Raw genomic sequence first — 20,602 nt, 5'->3', positions numbered from 1 at the left:
CTGTTTCTCCTTAAGGGTTCTGGTAGTAGTCGGCGCCACGCACGTTGTCATGGGCGATAGGGTCATCATTCGCGGCATCACCGCCCTGGATTGGGGCGGCCTCGATACCTCGTTGAAGCATGGATTTCACCGAGCTGATGCTGCGGGCATGCATGGACAAGGCGCGGGCGCAGGCCGCCTGCAGGCGTTCAGTGCCATAGTCGCGTGCCAGCGTGCGCAGGCCACGGCCGGCCTGCAGGGACTGGGCGGCATTGGCGTGGTGCTTGAGGTGTTGCTCGAAGAACGCAGCAATCGCGCCACCTTGCTGCAGCGTCCAGGCCGTCACCGTGTCGTAGCTGTCCAGGCCATGCGCGCGGTGTGCCGGGGGCATGTGCTCAGGCAGCGTACTGAGCCCCCCTGGCGTGTCATCGCGCGGGTGGATCGCCACACGTTTTCCATGCAAGAAGACCGACACGTGGTCGGCCGAGGCTCGCAGGTTGACCTTCTTGCCTACGATGCCGTGATGGACCGAGTAGTAGTGGTCATTCCAGACTACGTGGTAGTCCTGCCCGACGGTGATACCAACCTTCCACTCAGCAAACTCGTAGGGCGCATCGGGCAACGGCTTCAGCGCCGGCGCATCCAGTTCAGCGAACAGGATGTTGCGGCTCATATTGCCGACACCCCGCATCGGCTTGTTATTGAGCCGTTCCAGCAGGGGCGCCATGGCTTGATTGAGCTCGTCGAGGCTGTGGAAGACACGATTGCGTAGCACCGCCAAGATCCACCGCTGAGCCAGCTTGACCCCAATCTCCACCGCCGCCTTGTGCTTGGGCTTGCGCGGGCCGGCTGGCATCACGTCCGTGTCGTAGTGCGCGGCGAACTCAGCGTAAGTGGCATTGATCAGTGCCCCATCCTCGCGCGTGCGCCGGATGACCGCGGCCTTGAGGTTGTCAGGGACCTGATAGCGTGTCACCCCGCCGAAGAAGGCCATGGCTCGGGTGTTGCACTCGATCCAGTCCGGGATCTTCTGGCTCTCTACCGCATAAGCGAAGGTCTTGCGGCTGGCTCCCAGGACCGCCACGAAAAGCTCCACCTGCCGCCTGATCCCCGTCTTGGGGTCGGTGATCCAGGGGCGCATGCCAGAGAAGTCCAGGAACAGTTCCTGCCCGGGATAGTGGATCTGGCGCATGACCAGCCCGCGTGTGCGCGCGTAGCGCTGATAGCGCCGGCGGAATTCCGTGAGGGACATGCCGCTCTCGCCGAACTCCAGCGCATACTCCTCATGCAGCAAGGCCAAGGTCACGCCGGGGCGCTCGTACTCGGCGTGGATGTGCGACCAATCGGGTTCTGCGAAAGGCTTCTTGGCCGCATGCCGGCCCGGATTGAGCCGACGATCCAGTTCCAGCTCATCCAGCGGCTCGACAGCACCCCAGTCCAGCCTCTGTTCGGTGGCAATCTTTCGGTAGCGTCCAACGGTGCTGTAGGACACGCCCAGCGACCGGCCGATGGCACGGTCTGATTTATCTGTTCGCAGGATCCAGCGACAGATGTCTTTCAATCTCTGCATGAAGGCGCTCGCGATCGTGCCCGCCCTCCGGTGGAAGGGATTGGGGCAAACACCTCCCCTGCGGCCGAGCCAAATGGCGGGCCGGGAGGCTTGACGATGGGGAGGCGGTTACGCAGAATGCAGCGCAAGAGCTTGCTTCTCTGCATTCCAAGCCCTCGGACGTTAGCGCGTCCGGGGGCTTTTGCATTTCCGCACCACGGTGGCAGGTGGAAACGGGGCCTAGCTCATGGCGGGTCCCCCTCCGCAGATGCCTCGACGTAGCGCCCCGGCCATAGGGATTGCGGGGTACATCCGAGCTTCCGAGCGATGGCCTGCTCGATCCGACGCGAGCGGCGCTTGCCCTGCGAGGTCGCGGTGACGGTCGTGGGCTGGATGCCCAGTTCGCGGGCGATACAAGCCAACGACGAGCCCACCAATCGCAGGCGCATCTTGATGACCTCGTGTTGTTCCCTTGTGCCCGTCATCACGGTAGTCTTGGCGCATTATTGCGCCAATATAGTGCACAAATGGGATCCTCTACTAGCCCCCTCGACAAGGACATGATCGCCCGCCGTCTGGCCGCTGTGCGCGCCGAACTGGGCCTGAGCCAAGCCGCGCTAGCCGAACAGGTCGGGTTGTCGAAACGGTCCTACATCCACTACGAACGCGGCGAGCGCGAAGTGCCTACAGGGTTGGTCAAAGCGCTGTATGACCTGCACGGCATCGATCCGGTCTGGCTGATGTCGGGGACCGACGAAGCCCCGCAGAAAGCGCGCCAGGCGGGCATCGATTTTCAGTTGGTGGACAAGGTCGTGGCGGCCCTAGACCGCGAGTTGGGCAAGGTGGGACGCAAGATGCGCCCAGAGCACCGCGCCCGTGTCATGAAGGCGCTCTATCAACTGGGCGTGGAACAGGGGCGCATCAGCCCGGAGATCGTGGCCGATGTGGTGGCTGTGGCGGTGGCCCGTGGACGATAGGTCGTCACACTCGGCTGGCGCCAAAATCGTCGCGTTTCCTGCCATCGCGAAATCCGATCGCGTCGAGGCGCAATCGAGCCACATCGATGCCATGCAAGAGGTGCTGGTGGCGATTGATACCGCGATCAAGGAAGCGGAGTGGTCACCGGATCATCAGGATCAACTGGCGATATGTGATGAGCAGGCGTTTCGCAGGCGCTTTGGTTTCGCGGTCAATCGACTGCAGCGCGAGCAGATCATCGCGCTCAAGCATGAGGCCGACCTGACTGACAAGGAGATCAAGATACTGAGGAGCAGCGGCAGCTTGGTTTTCCAGAACGGCAAGCTTAGTGTCATGGCGCCCACGCTTATCGCTGTTTGGGGCTACATCCAGATTGTGATGCTCTTGCTGATGATGGTGCTTAGCATTCTGGCTGCGGTTTCAGCCCACGAAATGAGTTGGACGAGCGTAGCTGGCATCGTGATGCTGAACGTGATCCTGCTGTTTGGTATGAACGTGAGCAATGACGTCTTCATCTGGCCTCAGCGTATTCGCAAGCGCGCGCAAGAGCGCCAGCGACACGATCGGCGATGAAGGGTGCCGAGTCCCGAAACCACTGGCTTACTTGAAGCGGACTTTCACTTGTCCGTAGGGGCCGTAGGGCACCGGTATCGTGTGATAACCGGTATAAACGTCGACAGCGCCATCTAGGCTTGCAGGGTGGACATAGACAAGCACATAGCGCGCTGTGCTCAGCTCGGTCGTCAGCACCGTGACCCCGTACAAGCCGAAACCGTTGAGCGTGTCTTGGGGCGAGAGCTTGGGCTCGGGCAAGTCCTTGATCAATTGCTTGTCACCATCAAGGAACTGCTGGGAAGGATGCAACACTATCAACTCGAAGTAGGTCATCCCTCCCTTCGCGTCAGCATGCATCTCCATGGCGCGCGCTCCGTCTGGGATGCGTACGCAGAACGCTGCCGCATTCGTCCCCGTTGGCAGCTTCGCTATCGGTGTGGTCGGGTTGAACTCGATGTGCGTCCACGCGGTACCGCCGTTAGGGGTGATGCACGAGGCGCCAGGATCGGCTGAGCTGGTTTGGGCAACCGCAGTGCGGTATTGCTGTGAGAGCTCGGCGTGCTTGAGGTCGCGATCCACCTGCATGCTCGCACAGCCAGCCATCAGAAGTACGGACAGGCCGATAGCCGGTCGCAAAATATCGATCATTCAAACTTCCCCGTTAGAACTGGCTGCATCGCCCTTGGCCCTATCACAAAGGCCGTCGCGACTTGATGACTCAATGTATCGACGGCTTCAAGCCTCAACAACTAAATCTGCTGATGTACATGCATTTACCAGCGCTGGGCGATTGCGCGGGTAGCGGTTGCGGCAGATACTCGACAAGCGATCAAGACGTGATCTTGGTCGCAATCTGCAATCCCGGTGGGGGCCGGTCGCAGTAGGGCTTCAACAAGGATTGTCGTCGCCACCGTGAGTAACCGCGCGGGCGCTGGCCGCTGCGGAAACGGAGTTCCGCCATGCCCGATCAAGCTTCCTCGCGCATTTCCGTCAGTGCTGCCACGCTACTGTTGCTGGTCTCCAGTCTCGTCCTGACGCCATTGGGCTTCTTTGCGTTCGAGGTGGTTGCCCGCGTCACTGGCGGCAACCTGCCGCCACAGGTGCTGGTGAGTCCGGATCCGCTGTCCGACAGTGTTTCGGCAACGGCAGGCGAGTTTCGGGTAGACGAGTCCGGCGCTGCCACGTACAGCGTCCCCATCTACGCCGTTCCCGGTACGACGGGAGTGGCGCCCCAGCTCGCCCTCACATATTCCAGCCAGGGTGCCTACGGCGCTTTGGGCAAGGGCTGGGCCCTGTCAGGGCTGTCCTCGATCACGCGCTGCCGCGCCACCCGCGAAGCCGGTCATTTCCTCGGCGCAGCCACGCCCGATGGCAACCCGCGTCCGATCGGGTTCACGGACGCCGATCGCTTCTGCCTGGATGGCCAGCGGCTGATCGCCGCCAGCATCTCGTGCCCCGCGGCCGGCGGCATGAGCGGCGTGGCGCTGACCACCGAGTTGGAGAGCTTCACGCGCGTGTGCGCCTATACCCCTGCCGGCGGCACGACCGGCCCGGCGTTCTTCTCCGTCGAGCGCAAGGACGGCTCGATCAGCTGGTACGGCGATCGGGACAGCAACAGCGGCGGGGCCACGCGGCCGGACGGGTACGTGGAGACCACGTCCCCCCTCAATCCTGGCGCTGCGATCAGCTGGGCGCAGACCCGCTTCCAGGATTCGACCGGCAACTACATCGACTATCTCTACAACGAGAATCCGGCCGGGGCCGGCACCGGTGAACACCATGTCCGAGAGATCCGCTACACCGGCAAGGTGGCGCTGGCTGGACAGTCATCCAGCAGTGCGCCCTATGCCAAGGTGCAGTTCAATTACACCACGCTGCCTGCCGCGCAATGGAGTCGCGGGTATCTGGCCGGCGGCTTGGTCACCGCGACCCAGAGGCTGGACAGTATCACCAGCTGCGCCAGCGCTGGCGCCGGGTGCCCTGCGGACCAGCAGGCGCGCCATGTCGTGCTCACCTATGCGCCGTCACCCTCCGGCAGCGGCCAGGACACGCTGATCGGCCTGCAGGAATGTCGGGACAGTACAGCGGCCGTCTGCTCGGCGGCCACGATGTTCGGCTGGAGCACGGCCACCCATGCGTTCGCGACCTACGAGGCACCGCCCAACCTGACATTGGCCACCGATCACTTCAAGAACTTCAAGCTGGGTGATATCAACGGGGATGGCCGCCAGGACCTGGCGGTGCTGTACCTGGCCGGTGCCGGCTGCTCCGGCGGCAGTTGGGTGATCTCGATGTTGGGCACGGTCAATGCCAGTGGGCAGCCGGCATACGCCAACACCACCTGGAACTGCGTGCCGGCCAACATTACCGACCGCGGCGACGGTGCCTGGCACCTATTCGACTACAACGGCGATGGGCAGGATGACTTGTTCGTCTCCAGTGCCTCGGGTCAAGGCTGGCGTGTGCACCCCTCCAATGGCGTGCACTTCGACATGGCCACCAACCTGATCGCGAGCCTGTCCCCGATCGTGCCCTCGGCCACGGCCGAATCCTCACAGGTCCATCTGGCCGATATCAACGGCGATGGCCTGACCGACATCGTATATCCCACCAGCGGCACCCTACGGGCGCGCATGATGGAGCGCCAGGCCGGCGGCTTTGCTTGGGGTGGCGAGCGGTCGGTGATCGTGGATGAGAGCACGCTGCCTGAGCCTGCCCTGGGTTGTGATGATCCTTTCAACAATCTGGTGCGCAACTGCGATCGCACCATCTCCGGCACGCTGACCACCAAGACCGGCTTCATGCAGATGGTGGATTTCAATGGCGATGCGGCGTCAGACCTGCTGATTCGCATCACCACCCGTGCCGACGTGTTCACTGGCTTTCCTGGATGTGAGATTGGACCGCTGGAACGTCGTGTCAATGATGGCGGCACGCCCGGCTTCATTTCGCGCTTCCACAATGATGAAGAAGACGCAGGCACGGCTGTGGCCTTTTCTGTGCCGAATGATCCTTGCTGGGAACACGTCACCTCCGACTCCCTCTACGCGCTGACCGTGCAGGCGCAAACCGCCAGCGCCGTGTCACTGGCAGGCTTCGATGTCGTCTCTGTCGGAAATCCGCATGCGGTGGTGTTCGCGGATTTCAATGGAGATGGCCTGAGTGATCGCGCCGTGCGTAGCACGTCGAACTCGGAGTGGACCTACGCCCTGAACAATGGTCGGTACTTTGTCGGCGGCGGTGCACTGACGTTGACCGACTATCGCGATCAGGTCCGCTTTCTCGACGTCACAGGCGATGGCCGGGCGGACATGCTGTATCTGATCAACTATGGCACCCACAAAGGCTACGCCGTGCGTCGGGCACTGCCCGAGGGCGGTTTCTCGACTGGCTCCACTCTGCCTGGCGGCAACGCACGGCTCTGCCAAGGCAGCGGTTGCGATCAGAACAAGCACGTTCCAATCTTTGGGGACGTCGATGGCGACGGCAACATGGATTTCCAGGCGCTGAGCTTTGCTGGCAGCACCGTCGGCACAGCCTTCTCGCGCAGCGCCCAGACTTTCCAGCCGCGCGATCTGATCACCAGCATCACCAACGGCCTGGGCGCCACCACCCAACTGCAGTACGTCCCGCTGACCAACACGGCGATCTATCGCCGCAGCACGGGCTCGCGCAATAGCCTGAACTGGGGTCGGGGCTCGCCTGTGGTCGATCTGCTGGCGCCGACGTATGTGGTGGCCAAGGCCAGCAGCAGCGCGCCGCGGGCGGGCAATCCCGCCGCCATGGCCAGCCTGTACTACCGCTATGCCAACGCCAGGGTACAGGCCGGCGGTCGCGGCTTCCTGGGCTTTGGCAGCATCGAGACGATCGATCCCAACCAGACCGGCGGGTATGTGGTCACGGTGAGCACCTATGCCCAGAACTATCCCTTCACCGGTATGCCGGTGCAGACCATCAAGAAGGCCGTCAGCGGGGCGTATGTCGCCCCCACCTGCCTAAACGCGATTCCCGCCAACGCGTGCTTTAGCGGCCCGGGCGCGGCCCACCCCGACCTGGGTGGCCAGTGGTTCTCCAATAGCGTGCAGAGTTGGGAGATGGCGCCAACCTCGCTGGCGACGCAGGTGCCGATCCACGTGCGCACCCAGGGCAGCGAAGAGTCTCTGCGCGACCCGTTCACCGGCGAGGTCACGAGCAAGGTCGCCACCGCTTTCAGCTACGGCAGTCATGGCAACGTGACGCAAACGGTGGTGGATACCTATACAGGGGCGTCGAACCTGACCGCCACGCAAATCACCCAGAACACATACAGCGATGACGTTGGCGCCTGGCGGCTCGGACGCCTGACCGCGAGCACCATCACCCACCGCCGGTCGGGCTATCCAGATGCGGTGCGCACGGCCGGTTTCGGCTATGCGATGGGCGGGGCCAAGACCGGTCTGCTGACGCTGGAGCAGACACAGCCAAGCGCCGCCGCGAACCTGGCCTCGGCCAAGGCCTATGCATTGGATGAGTTCGGCAATCGCCTGCAATCGGTGACTTGTGCAGCCCCCGCCGCAGGCTGCTCGCTATCAGGCTTCGTTTTCCAACCCTCAGGCATCGATGCGATCCGCCGCTACTCGCGCGTGGAGTACGACACGCATGGCCGCTTCCCGGTCGCCACCTACGAGCCGTTCTGGAACGGGTTCACTGGCGAGGAACGTCGTACCACCTACGTGGTCTCCCGCAACATCTTCGGCGAAGCCACCGATGTGCTGGACGTCAACGGCGTGCGCTCGCTGGCCATCAAGGGCGCGCTGGGCCGTGACTACTTCACCTGGAGGCAGACCCTGCCCGGGGCGTCGCCTGGCAATGGCGGCATCACAGGCATTACCACGTACCGCTGGTGCAGTGGCACGGGCGCAGTGGCTTGTCCGGCCGGGGCGGTGTTCCGGCAGCAGGTTGCCGCCACCGCGGCCGCCCGCCAATGGACGTGGTTCGACGTGCTGGGCCGCCCGATCATGAAGGCCAGCGAGACCTTCAACGTCGGCGTCATCGATCAGGACGTCTCGGCCACGTGCACCGAGTACGACGGCGCCGGACGCGTGGTGCGGACCTCCACGCCGTTCTTCCTGTCCGGAACCGCGGGCACGACCGGGCCGAGCGACGTCGGCAGTGTGTGTAGTGCGCCCTCGCGCGCGTGGGCCGTTACCACTTACGACCTGCTGGGGCGGCCGACGCTGATCCAAGCGCCGGATGGATCGCAGCAGAGTACTCAGTACGCGGGACGGACCACCACGGCGTGGGATCAGCGCAGCAACCCGACGGTGCAGGTGGTCAACGGCAAGGGCGAAGTGCTGTCCATGCAGGACGCCAGTGGTTTCACCACGCAGTTCACCTACCAGGCCGACGGCAACGTGGCCAGCGTCACCCGCAACGCAGGCGCGGGAGCAATCACCAACATCTTCAGTTATGACGTGCTAGGCCGCAAGATCCAGCAGGTTGACCCGGACACGGGCACCTCGACGCTGTAGTACAACGCGCTGGGTGAAGTGATCGCCCAGGTCGACAATGGTGGCTATCGTACCGAGCGTGAGATTGACGCGCGCGGGCGGGCCTGGCGGATCACTGCGAAGCTGCCCGGCGGTGTTATCGAAAGTCAGACCACCACCGAGTACGACAGCTACACCGCCGCCAGCGGCCAACCGGTGATGGAGACCACCACCGGGCAGTACGAGGCTTGGGCGGGACAACCCGACAACGCGACCGATTACCTTCGGCAGTTTCTTTACGATGCGATGGGGCGCCCGGCGGGCATGGGCGTCATTGTCGAGGAGGGCATGTTCGGCACCGAGGTGCAGTACGACGTGCTGGGCCGACCGTGGAAGGCGCGTGATGCCAGCGGCGCCTGGAGCAAGACCGAGTTCGGGGCGCGTGGTGCGCGGGCCACCTGTGCCAGCGATGAGTTGGACAGTAATCCGATCTGTAGCAGGGCGATCGACACCTACAACCGCACGCTGGCCACCGATGCTTGGGGCAACGTCAGTCGGGAGATCCGCGCCGGCCAGTCCAGCATGGAAGTGCGTCGGCAGTACCACGCCCTTACCGGGCGCCTGACGGAGATCTGCGCAGGCAATACCAACTGCAACTTGGTGCAGGAAGGCTATGTGTGGGATGCCGCCGGCAATCTGGCCTCGCACCAGAAGGAAGGACGCTACCTGGAGCAGTTCACCTATGACAGCCTGAACCGGGTTATCGAGGGGCGGTTGACCATGGCTAATGGCATCACCGTCAACCAGGTGCTGCTGGCGAATGCATACGACCAGCTCGGCAACATCTGTAGCAAGGACGGACTGGGATACGGCTATCCCGGCGCCGATGGCTGCGTGGGTGCGCTGCCGATGCCTCAAGCCGGGGCCATCCCTTCGCTGGCCAGCCAGGCGCCGCAGACGCTCACTGGCCTCACCGGCGCCGCAGCACGACCCAGTTTTTCGGCGCTGAACCGCGGCCAGCTGTTTGCGCCCGAGTATCGCAACCGCCGCTACAGCGCAGGCGATGATCGTCCAAGTTGGGACGATGAAGCCGATGGCTGGTCGCTAGGCTTCGAGCAGCCGCAGGGCGGCGGTTGGCACCGCAGGACCAAACCGGCGCGACCGGCTTCGCAGGAGATCGCACTGCCCACCGCGGGCGCTCAGTTGGCGACGCTGACGCGCACAGCCACGACCTCAGCTGCGGTCACGTCCGTGGCCAACAGCCCCCACGCAGTCAACAGGACCGGTGACGGCGCCGCCGCCACGTTCTACTACTACGACGATCGCGGCAACCAGACGCTGCGCGATGCACCCGGCAGCAGCAACGATCGCACCATTCTGTACACCGCCGATGGCAAGGCCCACGAGATTCAGATGGGCAACGGGCAGACCACGCGATTCTGGTACGGCCCGGACGGGCAGCGCTACAAGCGTCAGGACGGCACCACCACCACGCTGTACATCGGCGGTGTCGAGGTCGTGATTCAGAACGGCTTGCAGACCGCCCGCCGGTATGTGGCCGGGGTAGCCCTGCAGACGGTCGTCGATGGCGTGGTCCAGGCGACGAAGTTCCTGTTCCACGATCACCTGGGCAGCTTGATCCGCATCGCCAACATCGATGGCAGCGTGGCCGAGGCGCTCGACTACGCCACCTTCGGGGCGCGTCGCGCCGTCGGAAATCCAGCCGGAAGCGGCACTTCGTCAACGAACACGCCGCGCGGCTTTACCGGACACGAGTACGTGGACGGCACGGACGTCATCCACATGAACGGCCGCATCTACGATGCGAAGCTGGGGAGGTTCCTGCAGGCCGATCCGCTGATCCAGGCGCCGACCAACGGCCAGAGTTGGAACGCCTACACCTACGTGTTCAACAACCCACTGGTGTACACCGACCCGACCGGCAATTTCAGCCTGCGGCAGGCGCTGGGGCTGATCATCGCCATCGTGGGCACGATCTTCATGCCGTACCTGGCACCGGTGTTCACCAAGCTGGGGGCGGCGATGCTGGTGGGCTTCGTCAGTGGCTATGTAAGCACGGGGACGCTACAGGGCGGTTTGTTCGGCGCGTTCTCGGCGGCGGTCTTCTACGGGATAGGCACCAAGTTCCAGCAGCTACAGGCCGCCAACGGCGCGGAATTCAAGGGTGTGTTCGGCACTGGCCTGACCGGCGAGCAGTTCGCCAACAAGGTGCTCAGCCACGGTGTTGCCGGTGGTGTCATGTCGCGCCTGCAGGGTGGGAAGTTCGGGCATGGATTCCTGAGTGCAGGCGTGGCAGAGTTGAGCGCGCCGATGATTGATGGAATCGGTGGCGGTGCTGTTAGAGCGGCTCCAGCACGCGTTGCAGCGGCAGCTCTCGTAGGCGGTACTGTTTCGGTTGCTACTGGCGGAAAGTTTGGCAACGGAGCGTCACAAGCTGCGTTTAGCCGTCTTTTCAATCAGGAAATGCATGCCTTCAATGCAGAGAACCTGCGACGCAAGAATGCAATCACCCAGCGAATCGACGACTTCATTGAGCAGTACCCAGGCAGAAAAATACCCCTTTCTGCAGCTGAACTAGGTGTACTGACCGAGTACACCTACGGAGAACTGATGTTCAATCAGTCTGTGGAAGGTAACTATGACGGGATGAGCAATCGTGAATTTGGGAACCTTATGCAGGGAAGCAGAGGTGATTCCCAAATCTTCAATGGTTACAACAGAGAAGTTTTCTCAATCTATGGAATGCCGGGTGGGTACTCGGGTACACACTTGGGTACCGACATAAACTACATGATGCAAGGCATGTCTTGGGCGGCCGGTGGATACACGCGTAGTACGATGCACAGAGCCATCGAGGCATGGAATACCGCCAGCTTTGTGCAAGATGTCGGTGGCGGAAACTTCACTGCCCGAAACCTGCTACAAATATCACATGCCAAGTACTGGGCTGATTACGGATACTCGTACTATCACTCAAGGGCTGGAAAATAAGATGCGAATGATAGCGCTTGTTGCCGTCGCAGGTGTCTTACTTGGCGGCATCGCGTACGCGGCAGTTACGATTTTTTCTGGGCATAACAGTAACGCTGCCAGTTGCCAGCGTGTTGTTGACCAGCTCAAGGAAAAGCGTCTCGACGTATCCCTTGAGGCTTGGTTCGATGAGCACAAATCCACGTGGGAGGTGTCCGAAGATAGACCTTTACCCCGAATTCCGCTTGGGAAAGGACATTTTACTGTGGCTCCACCATCCTTCATGTCGGATCTGGGTATTGGGCCCAACTCAGAAGCTCAAGTTCTTGTCAGCAAAGATGCGATTGCGACTGTCCAGCTTGTAGATTCAGACGCTAAGAGCATCATCATCTCCGCAGATCCAGATCGCTGGTACGGCTGGAACGTCCACAACCTTCGATCCGTGAGCAGTCGCGTGGCGGTCGTCTGTCCAGTACGCGATTAACTGAGATAGCTCGTTGTTGGGTACTCATCGGCGGGTTGAGTCGCTCTGAGTTGCGAACTCGTTACGTTATCCGGCGAACGAAGCAATGACTGCCCAGCTGCTTGGCGGAGGTGCCCAGTTCATTTGGTGACACTGCCCAGTTCATTTGGCGGCCGTGTCCAACTGGCTGGCTGTATGTAGCTGCTTCAGGAGACATATCTTGGCAAGGTCAAGATGATCTATATCGATCCGCCGTATAACACCGGGGGCGATTTTATTTATAGAGACAACTTTGCCGAAACGAAATCGGATTTCGATCTGGCGAGCGGAGAACGAGACAAAGATGGAAGTCGCCTAGTCTCTAACTCCACATCAAACGGACGATTTCATTCCGACTGGCTCAGCATGATGTACGCGCGGATCAAACTCTCGCGCGCCCTTCTCCAAGAAGACGGAATTCTTCTTGTTTCCATCAACGACGCCGAGCAAGCAAATCTCAAGAAGATATGCGACGAGGTGTTCGGAGAAGACGCTCTTGTCGCACAATTCGTTTGGAACAACGAAGGAAACGTTGACCAACAAAGCAAGATCAAGGGCGTGCATGAGTACATTCTTGCCTACTGTAGGGACATAGAGAAGTTCTCACGCCCGATCGTGATTGATCCCAACATTGAGGAGTCAAGCAAGCTTTTTAATGACACGATCGAAAACTCCATTACCAAGAATGGTCCCGCTAACCCGGAGTCGATTCTCGTTCTGCCGGAAGGGTTCCCCGCAAAATTTGAGGAGGGGACGCTCGAGCCGAGAGATGATCGATTCCCACGGATCCTTGACCGCATCCAAGTTAAAGATGGGAAGTTGAGCGCCCCCGCTCGAGTGGCGAGCGGCTGGAGCTCTAGGAACCTAGTGGACCTCTTCATTAAGAATGGCTGCGTCCCGATACGCGACTCAGAAGGAAAAGATACTTGGTTCGACCTAACCGAGTCCGGTGCAATTTACGGGTACAAAAGGAGATCAGAAGATCAAGGTCACGTCTTGTCGGTCATTAGGAATGTAGGCACCACGAAACAGAATAGCGGAATGCTTTCGAAGTGGGGCTTGAAGTTCTCTTACCCTAAACCTGTCTTCCTTATCCAGTACCTTGTGTCAATCTTCGCAAGCGAGCCAGAGGAGCACATCATCCTAGACTTCTTTGCAGGATCCGGCACTACAGGAGATGCCACTCTGCGCCAGAACGCGCTAGATGGGATCAATAGACGCTTTGTTTTGGTTCAAATTCCCGAATCCATTTCTAAGAACTCAGGCAATCCCGAAGGGGTAGAAAGCATTGCAGACATCGCTAAGCGGCGTTTGCGTGCTTGCGGCAAGGCGTCTTTGCTGTCGGGCACATCGGACTCTTGGCGGAAGGACATCGGCTTCCGCGTGTTGAAGATCGATACCTCCAATATGAGCGACGTTTACTACACTCCTGACCAGATCACCCAAGGTGACCTGCTCGACTCCGTGGACAACATCAAGCCAGACCGTACTCCGGAAGATCTGTTGTTCCAGGTGATGCTGTACTGGGGCGTTGACCTCGCCCTGCCTATTGAAAAGAAGGTCATCCAAGGCAAGGCCGTGTATTTCGTCGATACCGACGCGCTGGCCGCTTGCTTCGACAAAACCGGCAGCATCGATGATGCCTTCGCCAAGGAGCTTGCCACGTACAAACCGTTGCGCGCCGTATTCCGCGACGCCGGCTTCAAGGGCGACGACGTGAAGATCAACATCGAACAGATCTTCAAGCTGCTGTCGCCGGGCACCGAAGTGAAGTGCCTGTAAGGTGACACGGCTTGTAGAGAGCAAATAGAGGCCCGGCAAAGAGACGCCCGGAAAATCAATAAAATTCCGGCACTTACCCGAACCCGGGGCCCGAATTTCCAAAGAGGCTGCAAAGAGAAAGGCCCCGTACCGCATGAAGCTCAAATTCAAGACCCAGGCCTATCAGACCGCCGCCGTGCAGGCGGTGGTGGATTGCTTCAAGGGCCAGCCGCTGGCCAGCCCGGAGGCGATCAGCTACCGAATCGATCCCGGCAAGCAAACGAAGGGCCAGACCATAGGCAGCACCGTCGCCAGCGATGCCGGCTTCCGCAATGCCGATCTGTTTCTCGGCGAGAAGCAGCTTCTGGACAACATCCAGATCGTGCAGCGAAGGCAGAACCTGCCGGTGTCCGAAAAGCTGGTCAAGACCAAGGTGGCCGACATCAATCTCGATATCGAGATGGAAACAGGCACCGGCAAGACCTATTGCTACATCAAAACCATCTTCGAGTTGAACAAGCAGTACGGCTGGAGCAAGTTCATCATCGTGGTGCCGTCGATTGCCATCCGCGAAGGCGTAGCCAAATCGCTGCAAATCACGGCCGACCATCTGCTGGAGTCATACCAGAAGAAAGCAAGGTTCTTCATCTACAACTCCAAGAAGCTTCACCAGCTGGAGAGCTTTTCATCCGACGCCGGCATCAACGTGATGGTCATCAACGTGCAGGCCTTCAATGCCACCGGCAAGGACAATCGGCGCATCTACGAAGCGCTTGACGACTTCCAGTCGCGCAAGCCGATTGACGTCATCAGCGCCAATCGCCCGATCCTCATCCTGGACGAACCGCAGAAGATGGAAGGTGGAAAGACGCTGGACTCGCTGGTGAACTTCAAGCCACTGGCGGTGCTGCGCTACTCGGCCACGCACAAAACAACGCACAACAAGATCCACCGCCTGGATGCGCTGGATGCCTACAACCAGAAGCTGGTAAAGAAGATCGCCGTACGCGGCATCACCATGAAAGGGCTGGCCGGCACCAACGCCTACCTGTACCTGCAATCGATCGACATCTCGCCAAGAAAGCCGCCGGAAGCACGGGTGGAATTCGAGCAGAAGTTCAAGGGCGGCGGCATCAAGCGCATCGTGCGCAAGCTGAAGAAGGGCGACAACCTATTCGACCTGTCCGAAGGCCTCGACCAGTACCGCGAGGGCTATATCGTCTCGGACATCAACGCCGTCACCGACACCCTCAGTTTCACCAATGGCGTGGAGCTGAATACGGGTGATGCAATTGGTGACGTTAACGAAGCTGCCCTTCGTCGCATTCAGATTCGGGAAACCATCAAGGCGCACTTCGACAAGGAGCAGGCTCTGTTCCAGCAAGGCATTAAGGTGCTATCGCTGTTCTTCATCGACGAAGTGGTGAAGTACCGCGACTACAGCCAGCAGGACGAGAAGGGCGAATACGCCCACATTTTCGAGGAAGAGTACACCCTCTACCTCAATGAGGTGCTGGGGCTAGAAGAGACCTCATGGACGAAGTACCTTAAATCCATTTCCGTGGAAAAGACCCATAGCGGCTACTTCTCCATCGACAAGAAAAGCAAGCGCCTGATCAACCCGGATGAGGAAAAGCGCGGTGAGAACGCGGGCATGTCGAATGATGCCGACGCCTACGACCTGATTCTAAAGGACAAGGAGCGCCTGCTGTCTCTCAGCGAGCCGGTGCGCTTCATTTTCTCCCACTCGGCCCTGCGCGAGGGCTGGGACAATCCCAATGTATTTGTCATCTGTACCCTCAAGCACAGTGACAACACCATCTCACGCCGCCAAGAGGTAGGTCGAGGCCTACGCCTGTCCGTCAATCAGCAAGGCGAGCGCATGGATGGCGGCAACGTCCACGACGTCAACGTACTAACCGTGGTCGCCAGCGAAAGCTACAAGGACTTCGTAACTGCATTGCAGGCAGACATCAGCGCCTCACTGTCCGCCCGCCCCAGGATCGCCGACAAGGCCTATTTCACGGGCAAGGTGCTGAAGGCAGCTAGCGGCGACGTGACGGTCACTGCCGACATGGCGACCGACATTGAGTTCTACCTGATCCAGAACGGCTACGTGGACAAGAAGCGCCACATCACTGAGAAGTACCACCAGGCGAAGAAGGAAGGCGCTCTTGTCGATTTACCGGAAGAGCTTCTGCCGCATGCCGAACTAATATTCCAGCTGATCGACAGTGTGTTTACGGAAGGGCAGATCCCGGCGCCGGAGAACGGGCGCAACATGAAGCAGCTATTGCCCAACCAGAACTTCGAGAAGCAGGAGTTTAAGGCGCTCTGGCAGCGCATCAATCGCAAAGCGGCCTACAGCGTGCACTTCAACGGCGACGAGCTAGTTCGCAAAGCTGTGGACAAGATCAATCACAAGGACGAAGGCCTGCGGGTCAGGCCTTTGCAATACGTCATCCAAGCGGGCGAACAGGAAGACGAAATCACCTACGACAAGCTGGAGGATGGGAATAGCTTCCGCATCTCTGAAAGCAAAACGGAAGCCCATCGCAGCTCGATCCAATCTGCCGTTCCCTACGACCTGATCGGAAAAATTGTCGAAGGTACCCAGCTCACCCGGCATACCGTGGCGGAGATTATGAGGGGCATGAACGTGGCGGTGTTCGCCCAGTTCAGAACCAATCCAGAGAGCTTCATCGCCGAAGCCGTTCGTCTCATCAACGAGCAGAAGGCCACAGTTTTTGTCGAGCACCTCGCCTATGACCCGGTGGACGATAGCTACGACTTGGACATTTTCACTGCCGGGCAGACCAAGCAAGACTTGAGCAAGGCCGGCGACAAGCTCAAGCACCACATCTACGACTTCGTCCTGACCGAATCGAACATCGAGCGCGAGTTCGTCAAGGAGCTGGACTCCAGCACCGACGTGGTTGTCTATGCAAAGTTGCCGAAAGGATTCTTCATCCCTACGCCTGTTGGCAACTACAACCCAGACTGGGCGATCAGCTTCAAGGAGGGCCAAGTCAAGCACATCTACTTCGTCGCCGAGACCAAGGGATCCATGTCCTCGATGGAGCTGCGAGAGATCGAGAGGACAAAGATCACGTGCGCCCACAGGTTCTTCGATGAAATGAACAAGCGATTCTCTCCGGACAACGTCAAGTACGGCGTCGTGGACAGCTTCGGAAAACTGATGGAAGTGGTCAAGTGAGGTCCACTTTTGCTATGGCACCTTGTGCCCTGTTCGGCATTGGGTTGAGCTGATGACGTTCAAAGATATCCGCGATGGCGACAATCCCTTCGCATTCGCATCACTGAGGCACTGGGCCAATGAGCTAAAGATTCCAGCCCGATCTCTGCTCCACCACGCTGCATGCGGCTACCTGCAAGTTTTCGCCCTGGCTCCGCACGAGGTGGACTTCTACGCAATCCACGAAGAGTTTGCCGCCAACCCCGCAGCGGCACCAGCTGGCGCCATGCTGTTGTTGTCAGCACGGGGATCGTTAGGCTTGGTCCTCGAGGAGGACGACCTCTTCCAAATTGCTGCTGGCAAACTCGTGGAGACATCGCGCTTTTACGCACTGATCAGGAAGAATGCCGGCTGGACTGAAATCGTGCCACCAATTCCAGACCGCTCAGGCACCTCCGAACAAGAGCCTGGCTGGCGCGTCGTCGCTTTCAGGCGTTCGCCAGTTAAAGAAACCGCGCACCGAAACACCCCTATACCAGTTTCATTGAGAGTTTCGCCAGCGAGTCTCTATGCGCGAAACATGGATGTAACCACGTTCACCAAGTGCCTGCTCTCGGGCCAGTTTGTGAATGACCTGATTATCAAGGGCATAGTGACGGAGGAACTGCCGGAGTACGTCTCGGGCAAGCTCGGGGAAATGCTCGATGCCAACCGTCTGTACTGGCGCGGCTACAAGAACATCGATCCTTCTGAGAAGGAGCGACGCCGTACCGAAGCGCGCAAGTACCTGCAAGAAGACTTTTGGAAGCTCTGCGACAGGAAATCCAAACCAGCATCCCTTCTGGACTTTGCAGCCGATACCTGTGATCCGACCATCGTGCCCGAGAGCCAGAGGCTGGACACAGCGACGATCACACCTGATCTGCGAGCCATGCTGACAGTCGCCAAGCTCTTCTGGCAGCCGCATTGGATCTACAAAGCCGGCGACGCCACCCAACCCAGCCGAGAGTCTGTCGAGCACGTCCTGCGATCCATGGGCGTGCGCAAGACAAACGCAGCCAGCTCCGCCACCACGATCATCCGCCCGGAAAAAGAAGTCATCTCGACCCTGTCGGAGCGGCGACCTACCGCATTACTCAAACAACGTCAAGCGTTACCGCGCTAACGCATGACTGAAAAAGCTCCTGAAGAAAAAATCACCGCCGTTGCAGAGCACTTGCAACGGCCGATCAATCTTGGAGCAAGACATGAAATCGAAGAGCAATACCGCTACACCGATCGTACAAGCCCGATGCACACGCCGTGCATCCATTAGCCACCGTACTCTCCTCACGCCGTTGGAGAATCACGGCTCTCGCACGACCGCAGTGGACCTGTCCCATCCGGACATGGAGCAGCGCCTGAGCGCCCGCCAGGCGTGGGAGTTCGTGGGACTCTGCCGTAGCTCGTTCTACGGCCTCATGAACCCGAGCGACCCCAACTTCGACAAGCATTTTCCCCGTCCGATTCCGTCGTCGACCACCGGCCGCGGTCCGCGTCGCTGGAAGTTGGGCGCGTTGGTCGCGTGGCTTCTGCTTTGCGAATCCAACGCCGCTGGCGTTTAGGGAGATGCGGCCATGAAGACCGAAAGCACGGCAGCAAAGAACGCCGACGCGCGCGAAACGCGTACAGAACGAACCATCCGTCTGTTGATGACGATCACTGACCCCCTGCAGCAGAAGCTGCAGGAGTTCAAGGTCTTCTACCCGGCCGTTGCCATGGCCCGGCACAACAAGATGCCGAACAAGCAGATTCTCAGGCACTTGGCCGACGGCGGGCTGAAGCTTTATCCGAGCTTGTTGGAGAACCTGATTGATGCCATGGAGCAGGCTGAAGGCGCACCCGCCTGCCAACATTGCGGCCACACCTTGCGAACCGAACCCACCGCGACGAAGGCCAGCAAGTCCGACCGAGGCGAAGGTGACCACACCTCAGAGTCCCCAGCCAGGCTCGTTGAAGAAGCTCTGGCATCGAACGCCTGAATCCGAACACCCCTCGCATCCCTCGGTCTGCGGACCGAGGGTGTCTGTCTACATTCTAGAGAAACAAAAATGAGCAAACTCAAGCACCCCTTTCCGTTCAACTTGCTCCCCAAGGCTGGCCAATTCCCGCTGCCCCGGTTTCAGGCTGCGGTCCAGGAATGTCTCAACGAGCGAAAGGTTCCGCTCAAGATGCCCTACTTCACGGCAGTGGCAGCCTGCTGTGCGGCCGCCCAATCGCTCGCTGACATGATCACGCCCACCGGCGGCAAGCTCGGAACGAACATCTTCGTTCTGGTGAACGCAATCTCGGGTGAGGGCAAAACCAACGTCCGACGGGACTTTTTTCGTTCCTTCGACGAGGCCAACTCCGAACTGAAGCGCCTGTTCAATCAAGCCATAGCCCGTTATCAAGAGGACATGTACGCCTGGAAGTGCGAAGGGCAGGTACTCTCGGCCGAGCTCGCAGCCGCGCCTCAAATGGGGTTGAGCGCTGAAGCAGTCAGGCTGCGCATTGACGAGCACAGCGGTCGTAAACCCACCTGCCCCTGTGAGCTTCATCTGTCGATGAAGGAGCCGAACTATGCGTCGCTGTTGCGCGCACTGACCAACTTCCCCTGCACCACGATCATCTCTGGCGACTGTGCCAAATACCTGCGTTCGACTATCCTCCCGTTCGACACCACGTTCTGCGATACGTGGAGCTACGAAGTGATCGACGATCCGCGCGTGAGCGTGGCGAGCTATTACCGCGAAGATCCTCGGCTGTCCATGCTGCTGATGATTCAACCGAGCAAGTTGAACACCGCGCTTAACTCAGCGCTCGGAAGAGAAGGACTCGATTCAGGCCTCTTTGCCCGCATGGTCTACTGCAACGCCGAACGCGTCGGCGGTGGCCGCTTTTTGGACATCGACATCATCAGCGATCCCATCCGAACCAGCTGCCGCGACGAGTTCGCTCGCAACTTGACGGAACTCCTTCTCGAAGGTGCCAACGCCATGGCAACACCGGGATACGCCCGCCGGGAGCTGCGCTTCAACAAGGAGGCGGCCGAGCTTTGGGTTCGCTATTTCAACTTCGTGGAAGAGCAGCGCCAGCCCGGAGGGCGCTACGAAAAGGCGATGGAATGTGCTGCCAGGTTGGCCGAGAACGTAGCGCGTATGGCCGGCGGCCTCCACGTGACCGAGCGCTTCGACGGCAATGAAGTCGGTGTGGAATGTCTGTTGAGCGCCGTTGCAATCTGCGACGAATCCTCGAAAGACTATGTGGACACTTTCGTTCCGGAGGACCCGGAAGAAGAGGATGCCATGCGCCTGTATGACTGGCTGATCGAGAAGCTCCGCAACCAGCCAGCCCAGGACGGCACACGACTTCGCCGCGAACTGGATTTCACATACGTCAGTACCGTGTCCCAGTACTTTCCCTCCCGACGCTGGCGTGGCAAGAATATCCATCGCCTGCTTGCCATTCTCGCGCAGAAGAAGCTGATTGAGAAGAAGTTCGTGCCTGTCGGCCGTGGCCAGACGGCCGAAAGGATTCGTCTGATTGATCGTCCCCAGCAGTAGCTTGGCGACCAGATAGAGGGTGTTAACCGTGCTAATCGT

Annotated in this window: 15 protein-coding genes; 12 read left to right on the top strand and 3 right to left on the bottom strand. The window is 59.9% G+C overall.

Annotated elements, in window-relative coordinates; genetic code table 11:
• Positions 1 to 10: 10 nt before the first annotated feature.
• Positions 11 to 1,549, bottom strand: coding sequence for an IS21 family transposase (gene istA / locus ASD72_RS08485; protein ID WP_056879481.1), 1,539 nt, complete (start codon positions 1,547 to 1,549; stop codon positions 11 to 13).
• Between the two features lie 224 nt (positions 1,550 to 1,773).
• Positions 1,774 to 2,013, bottom strand: coding sequence for a helix-turn-helix domain-containing protein (locus ASD72_RS08480; protein ID WP_056879480.1), 240 nt, complete (start codon positions 2,011 to 2,013; stop codon positions 1,774 to 1,776).
• A gap of 75 nt (positions 2,014 to 2,088) precedes the next feature.
• On the opposite strand from ASD72_RS08480, the gene ASD72_RS08475 reads away from it, so the two are divergent.
• Positions 2,089 to 2,505, top strand: a complete 417-nt coding sequence (locus ASD72_RS08475; RefSeq protein ID WP_056879479.1) for a helix-turn-helix transcriptional regulator — start codon at positions 2,089 to 2,091, stop codon at positions 2,503 to 2,505.
• Positions 2,495 to 3,079 carry a hypothetical protein gene (locus ASD72_RS08470; RefSeq protein WP_162250368.1) on the top strand — a complete coding sequence of 195 codons (585 nt, stop codon included), beginning with the start codon at positions 2,495 to 2,497 and terminating at the stop codon, positions 3,077 to 3,079. The genes ASD72_RS08475 and ASD72_RS08470 overlap by 11 nt, the downstream gene beginning before the upstream one ends.
• Positions 3,080 to 3,106: 27 nt before the next feature.
• Here ASD72_RS08470 and ASD72_RS08465 read toward each other — a convergent pair whose 3' ends face one another.
• On the bottom strand, positions 3,107 to 3,709 hold the full coding sequence (locus ASD72_RS08465; RefSeq protein WP_056879477.1) for a hypothetical protein: 603 nt from the start codon (positions 3,707 to 3,709) through the stop codon (positions 3,107 to 3,109).
• 311 nt (positions 3,710 to 4,020) lie between these two features.
• Between ASD72_RS08465 and ASD72_RS08460 the strand changes: the two genes are divergently transcribed.
• From ASD72_RS08460 to ASD72_RS08425, 10 genes are all read left to right on the top strand, one after another.
• Entirely contained in the window at positions 4,021 to 8,571 is a 4,551-nt protein-coding gene (locus tag ASD72_RS08460) for a toxin TcdB middle/N-terminal domain-containing protein (protein WP_081420232.1), read from the top strand.
• An 18-nt stretch (positions 8,572 to 8,589) separates the two neighbouring features.
• Positions 8,590 to 11,541, top strand: a complete 2,952-nt coding sequence (locus tag ASD72_RS08455) for an RHS repeat-associated core domain-containing protein (protein ID WP_056879475.1) — start codon at positions 8,590 to 8,592, stop codon at positions 11,539 to 11,541.
• A 1-nt stretch (position 11,542) separates the two neighbouring features.
• Positions 11,543 to 12,004 carry a hypothetical protein gene (locus tag ASD72_RS20905; RefSeq protein WP_155944548.1) on the top strand — a complete coding sequence of 154 codons (462 nt, stop codon included), beginning with the start codon at positions 11,543 to 11,545 and terminating at the stop codon, positions 12,002 to 12,004.
• Positions 12,005 to 12,217: 213 nt separating this feature from the next.
• Positions 12,218 to 13,804, top strand: coding sequence for a site-specific DNA-methyltransferase (locus tag ASD72_RS20525; RefSeq protein ID WP_081420231.1), 1,587 nt, complete (start codon positions 12,218 to 12,220; stop codon positions 13,802 to 13,804).
• Between the two features lie 133 nt (positions 13,805 to 13,937).
• Entirely contained in the window at positions 13,938 to 17,000 is a 3,063-nt protein-coding gene (locus tag ASD72_RS08445) for a DEAD/DEAH box helicase family protein (RefSeq protein ID WP_056879473.1), read from the top strand.
• Positions 17,001 to 17,052: 52 nt separating this feature from the next.
• On the top strand, positions 17,053 to 18,144 hold the full coding sequence (locus ASD72_RS20900; protein WP_155944547.1) for a hypothetical protein: 1,092 nt from the start codon (positions 17,053 to 17,055) through the stop codon (positions 18,142 to 18,144).
• Between the two features lie 3 nt (positions 18,145 to 18,147).
• The gene (locus ASD72_RS21495) at positions 18,148 to 18,294 is read left to right on the top strand and encodes a hypothetical protein (protein ID WP_235577975.1); all 147 of its coding nucleotides are present in this window, start codon (positions 18,148 to 18,150) and stop codon (positions 18,292 to 18,294) included.
• A 73-nt stretch (positions 18,295 to 18,367) separates the two neighbouring features.
• Positions 18,368 to 18,583, top strand: a complete 216-nt coding sequence (locus ASD72_RS21490) for a hypothetical protein (RefSeq protein WP_056879471.1) — start codon at positions 18,368 to 18,370, stop codon at positions 18,581 to 18,583.
• 12 nt (positions 18,584 to 18,595) lie between these two features.
• Positions 18,596 to 19,000 carry a hypothetical protein gene (locus ASD72_RS08430; RefSeq protein ID WP_056879470.1) on the top strand — a complete coding sequence of 135 codons (405 nt, stop codon included), beginning with the start codon at positions 18,596 to 18,598 and terminating at the stop codon, positions 18,998 to 19,000.
• A gap of 69 nt (positions 19,001 to 19,069) precedes the next feature.
• A complete protein-coding gene (locus ASD72_RS08425) occupies positions 19,070 to 20,563 on the top strand; it encodes a DUF3987 domain-containing protein (RefSeq protein WP_056879469.1) in 1,494 nt (497 codons plus the stop codon).
• Positions 20,564 to 20,602: the final 39 nt, after the last annotated feature.

The sequence above is a fragment of the Pseudoxanthomonas sp. Root630 genome (genome assembly GCF_001427585.1).
Lineage (GTDB): Bacteria > Pseudomonadota > Gammaproteobacteria > Xanthomonadales > Xanthomonadaceae > Pseudoxanthomonas_A.
Note: the sequence above shows the minus strand (reverse complement) of the source record. Positions and strands in the feature narration are given on the sequence as shown.

Bases quoted from the DNA above. Each gene is read 5' to 3' on its own strand.
- istA (WP_056879481.1), bottom strand. From the start codon at position 1,549: ATGCAGAGATTGAAAGACATCTGTCGCTGGATCCTGCGAACAGATAAA.
- ASD72_RS08480 (WP_056879480.1), bottom strand. From the start codon at position 2,013: ATGACGGGCACAAGGGAACAACACGAGGTCATCAAGATGCGCCTGCGA.
- ASD72_RS08475 (WP_056879479.1), top strand. From the start codon at position 2,089: ATGATCGCCCGCCGTCTGGCCGCTGTGCGCGCCGAACTGGGCCTGAGC.
- ASD72_RS08465 (WP_056879477.1), bottom strand. From the start codon at position 3,709: ATGATCGATATTTTGCGACCGGCTATCGGCCTGTCCGTACTTCTGATG.
- ASD72_RS08460 (WP_081420232.1), top strand. From the start codon at position 4,021: ATGCCCGATCAAGCTTCCTCGCGCATTTCCGTCAGTGCTGCCACGCTA.
- ASD72_RS20905 (WP_155944548.1), top strand. From the start codon at position 11,543: ATGCGAATGATAGCGCTTGTTGCCGTCGCAGGTGTCTTACTTGGCGGC.
- ASD72_RS20525 (WP_081420231.1), top strand. From the start codon at position 12,218: ATGATCTATATCGATCCGCCGTATAACACCGGGGGCGATTTTATTTAT.
- ASD72_RS08445 (WP_056879473.1), top strand. From the start codon at position 13,938: ATGAAGCTCAAATTCAAGACCCAGGCCTATCAGACCGCCGCCGTGCAG.
- ASD72_RS20900 (WP_155944547.1), top strand. From the start codon at position 17,053: ATGACGTTCAAAGATATCCGCGATGGCGACAATCCCTTCGCATTCGCA.
- ASD72_RS21495 (WP_235577975.1), top strand. From the start codon at position 18,148: ATGACTGAAAAAGCTCCTGAAGAAAAAATCACCGCCGTTGCAGAGCAC.
- ASD72_RS21490 (WP_056879471.1), top strand. From the start codon at position 18,368: ATGGAGCAGCGCCTGAGCGCCCGCCAGGCGTGGGAGTTCGTGGGACTC.
- ASD72_RS08430 (WP_056879470.1), top strand. From the start codon at position 18,596: ATGAAGACCGAAAGCACGGCAGCAAAGAACGCCGACGCGCGCGAAACG.
- ASD72_RS08425 (WP_056879469.1), top strand. From the start codon at position 19,070: ATGAGCAAACTCAAGCACCCCTTTCCGTTCAACTTGCTCCCCAAGGCT.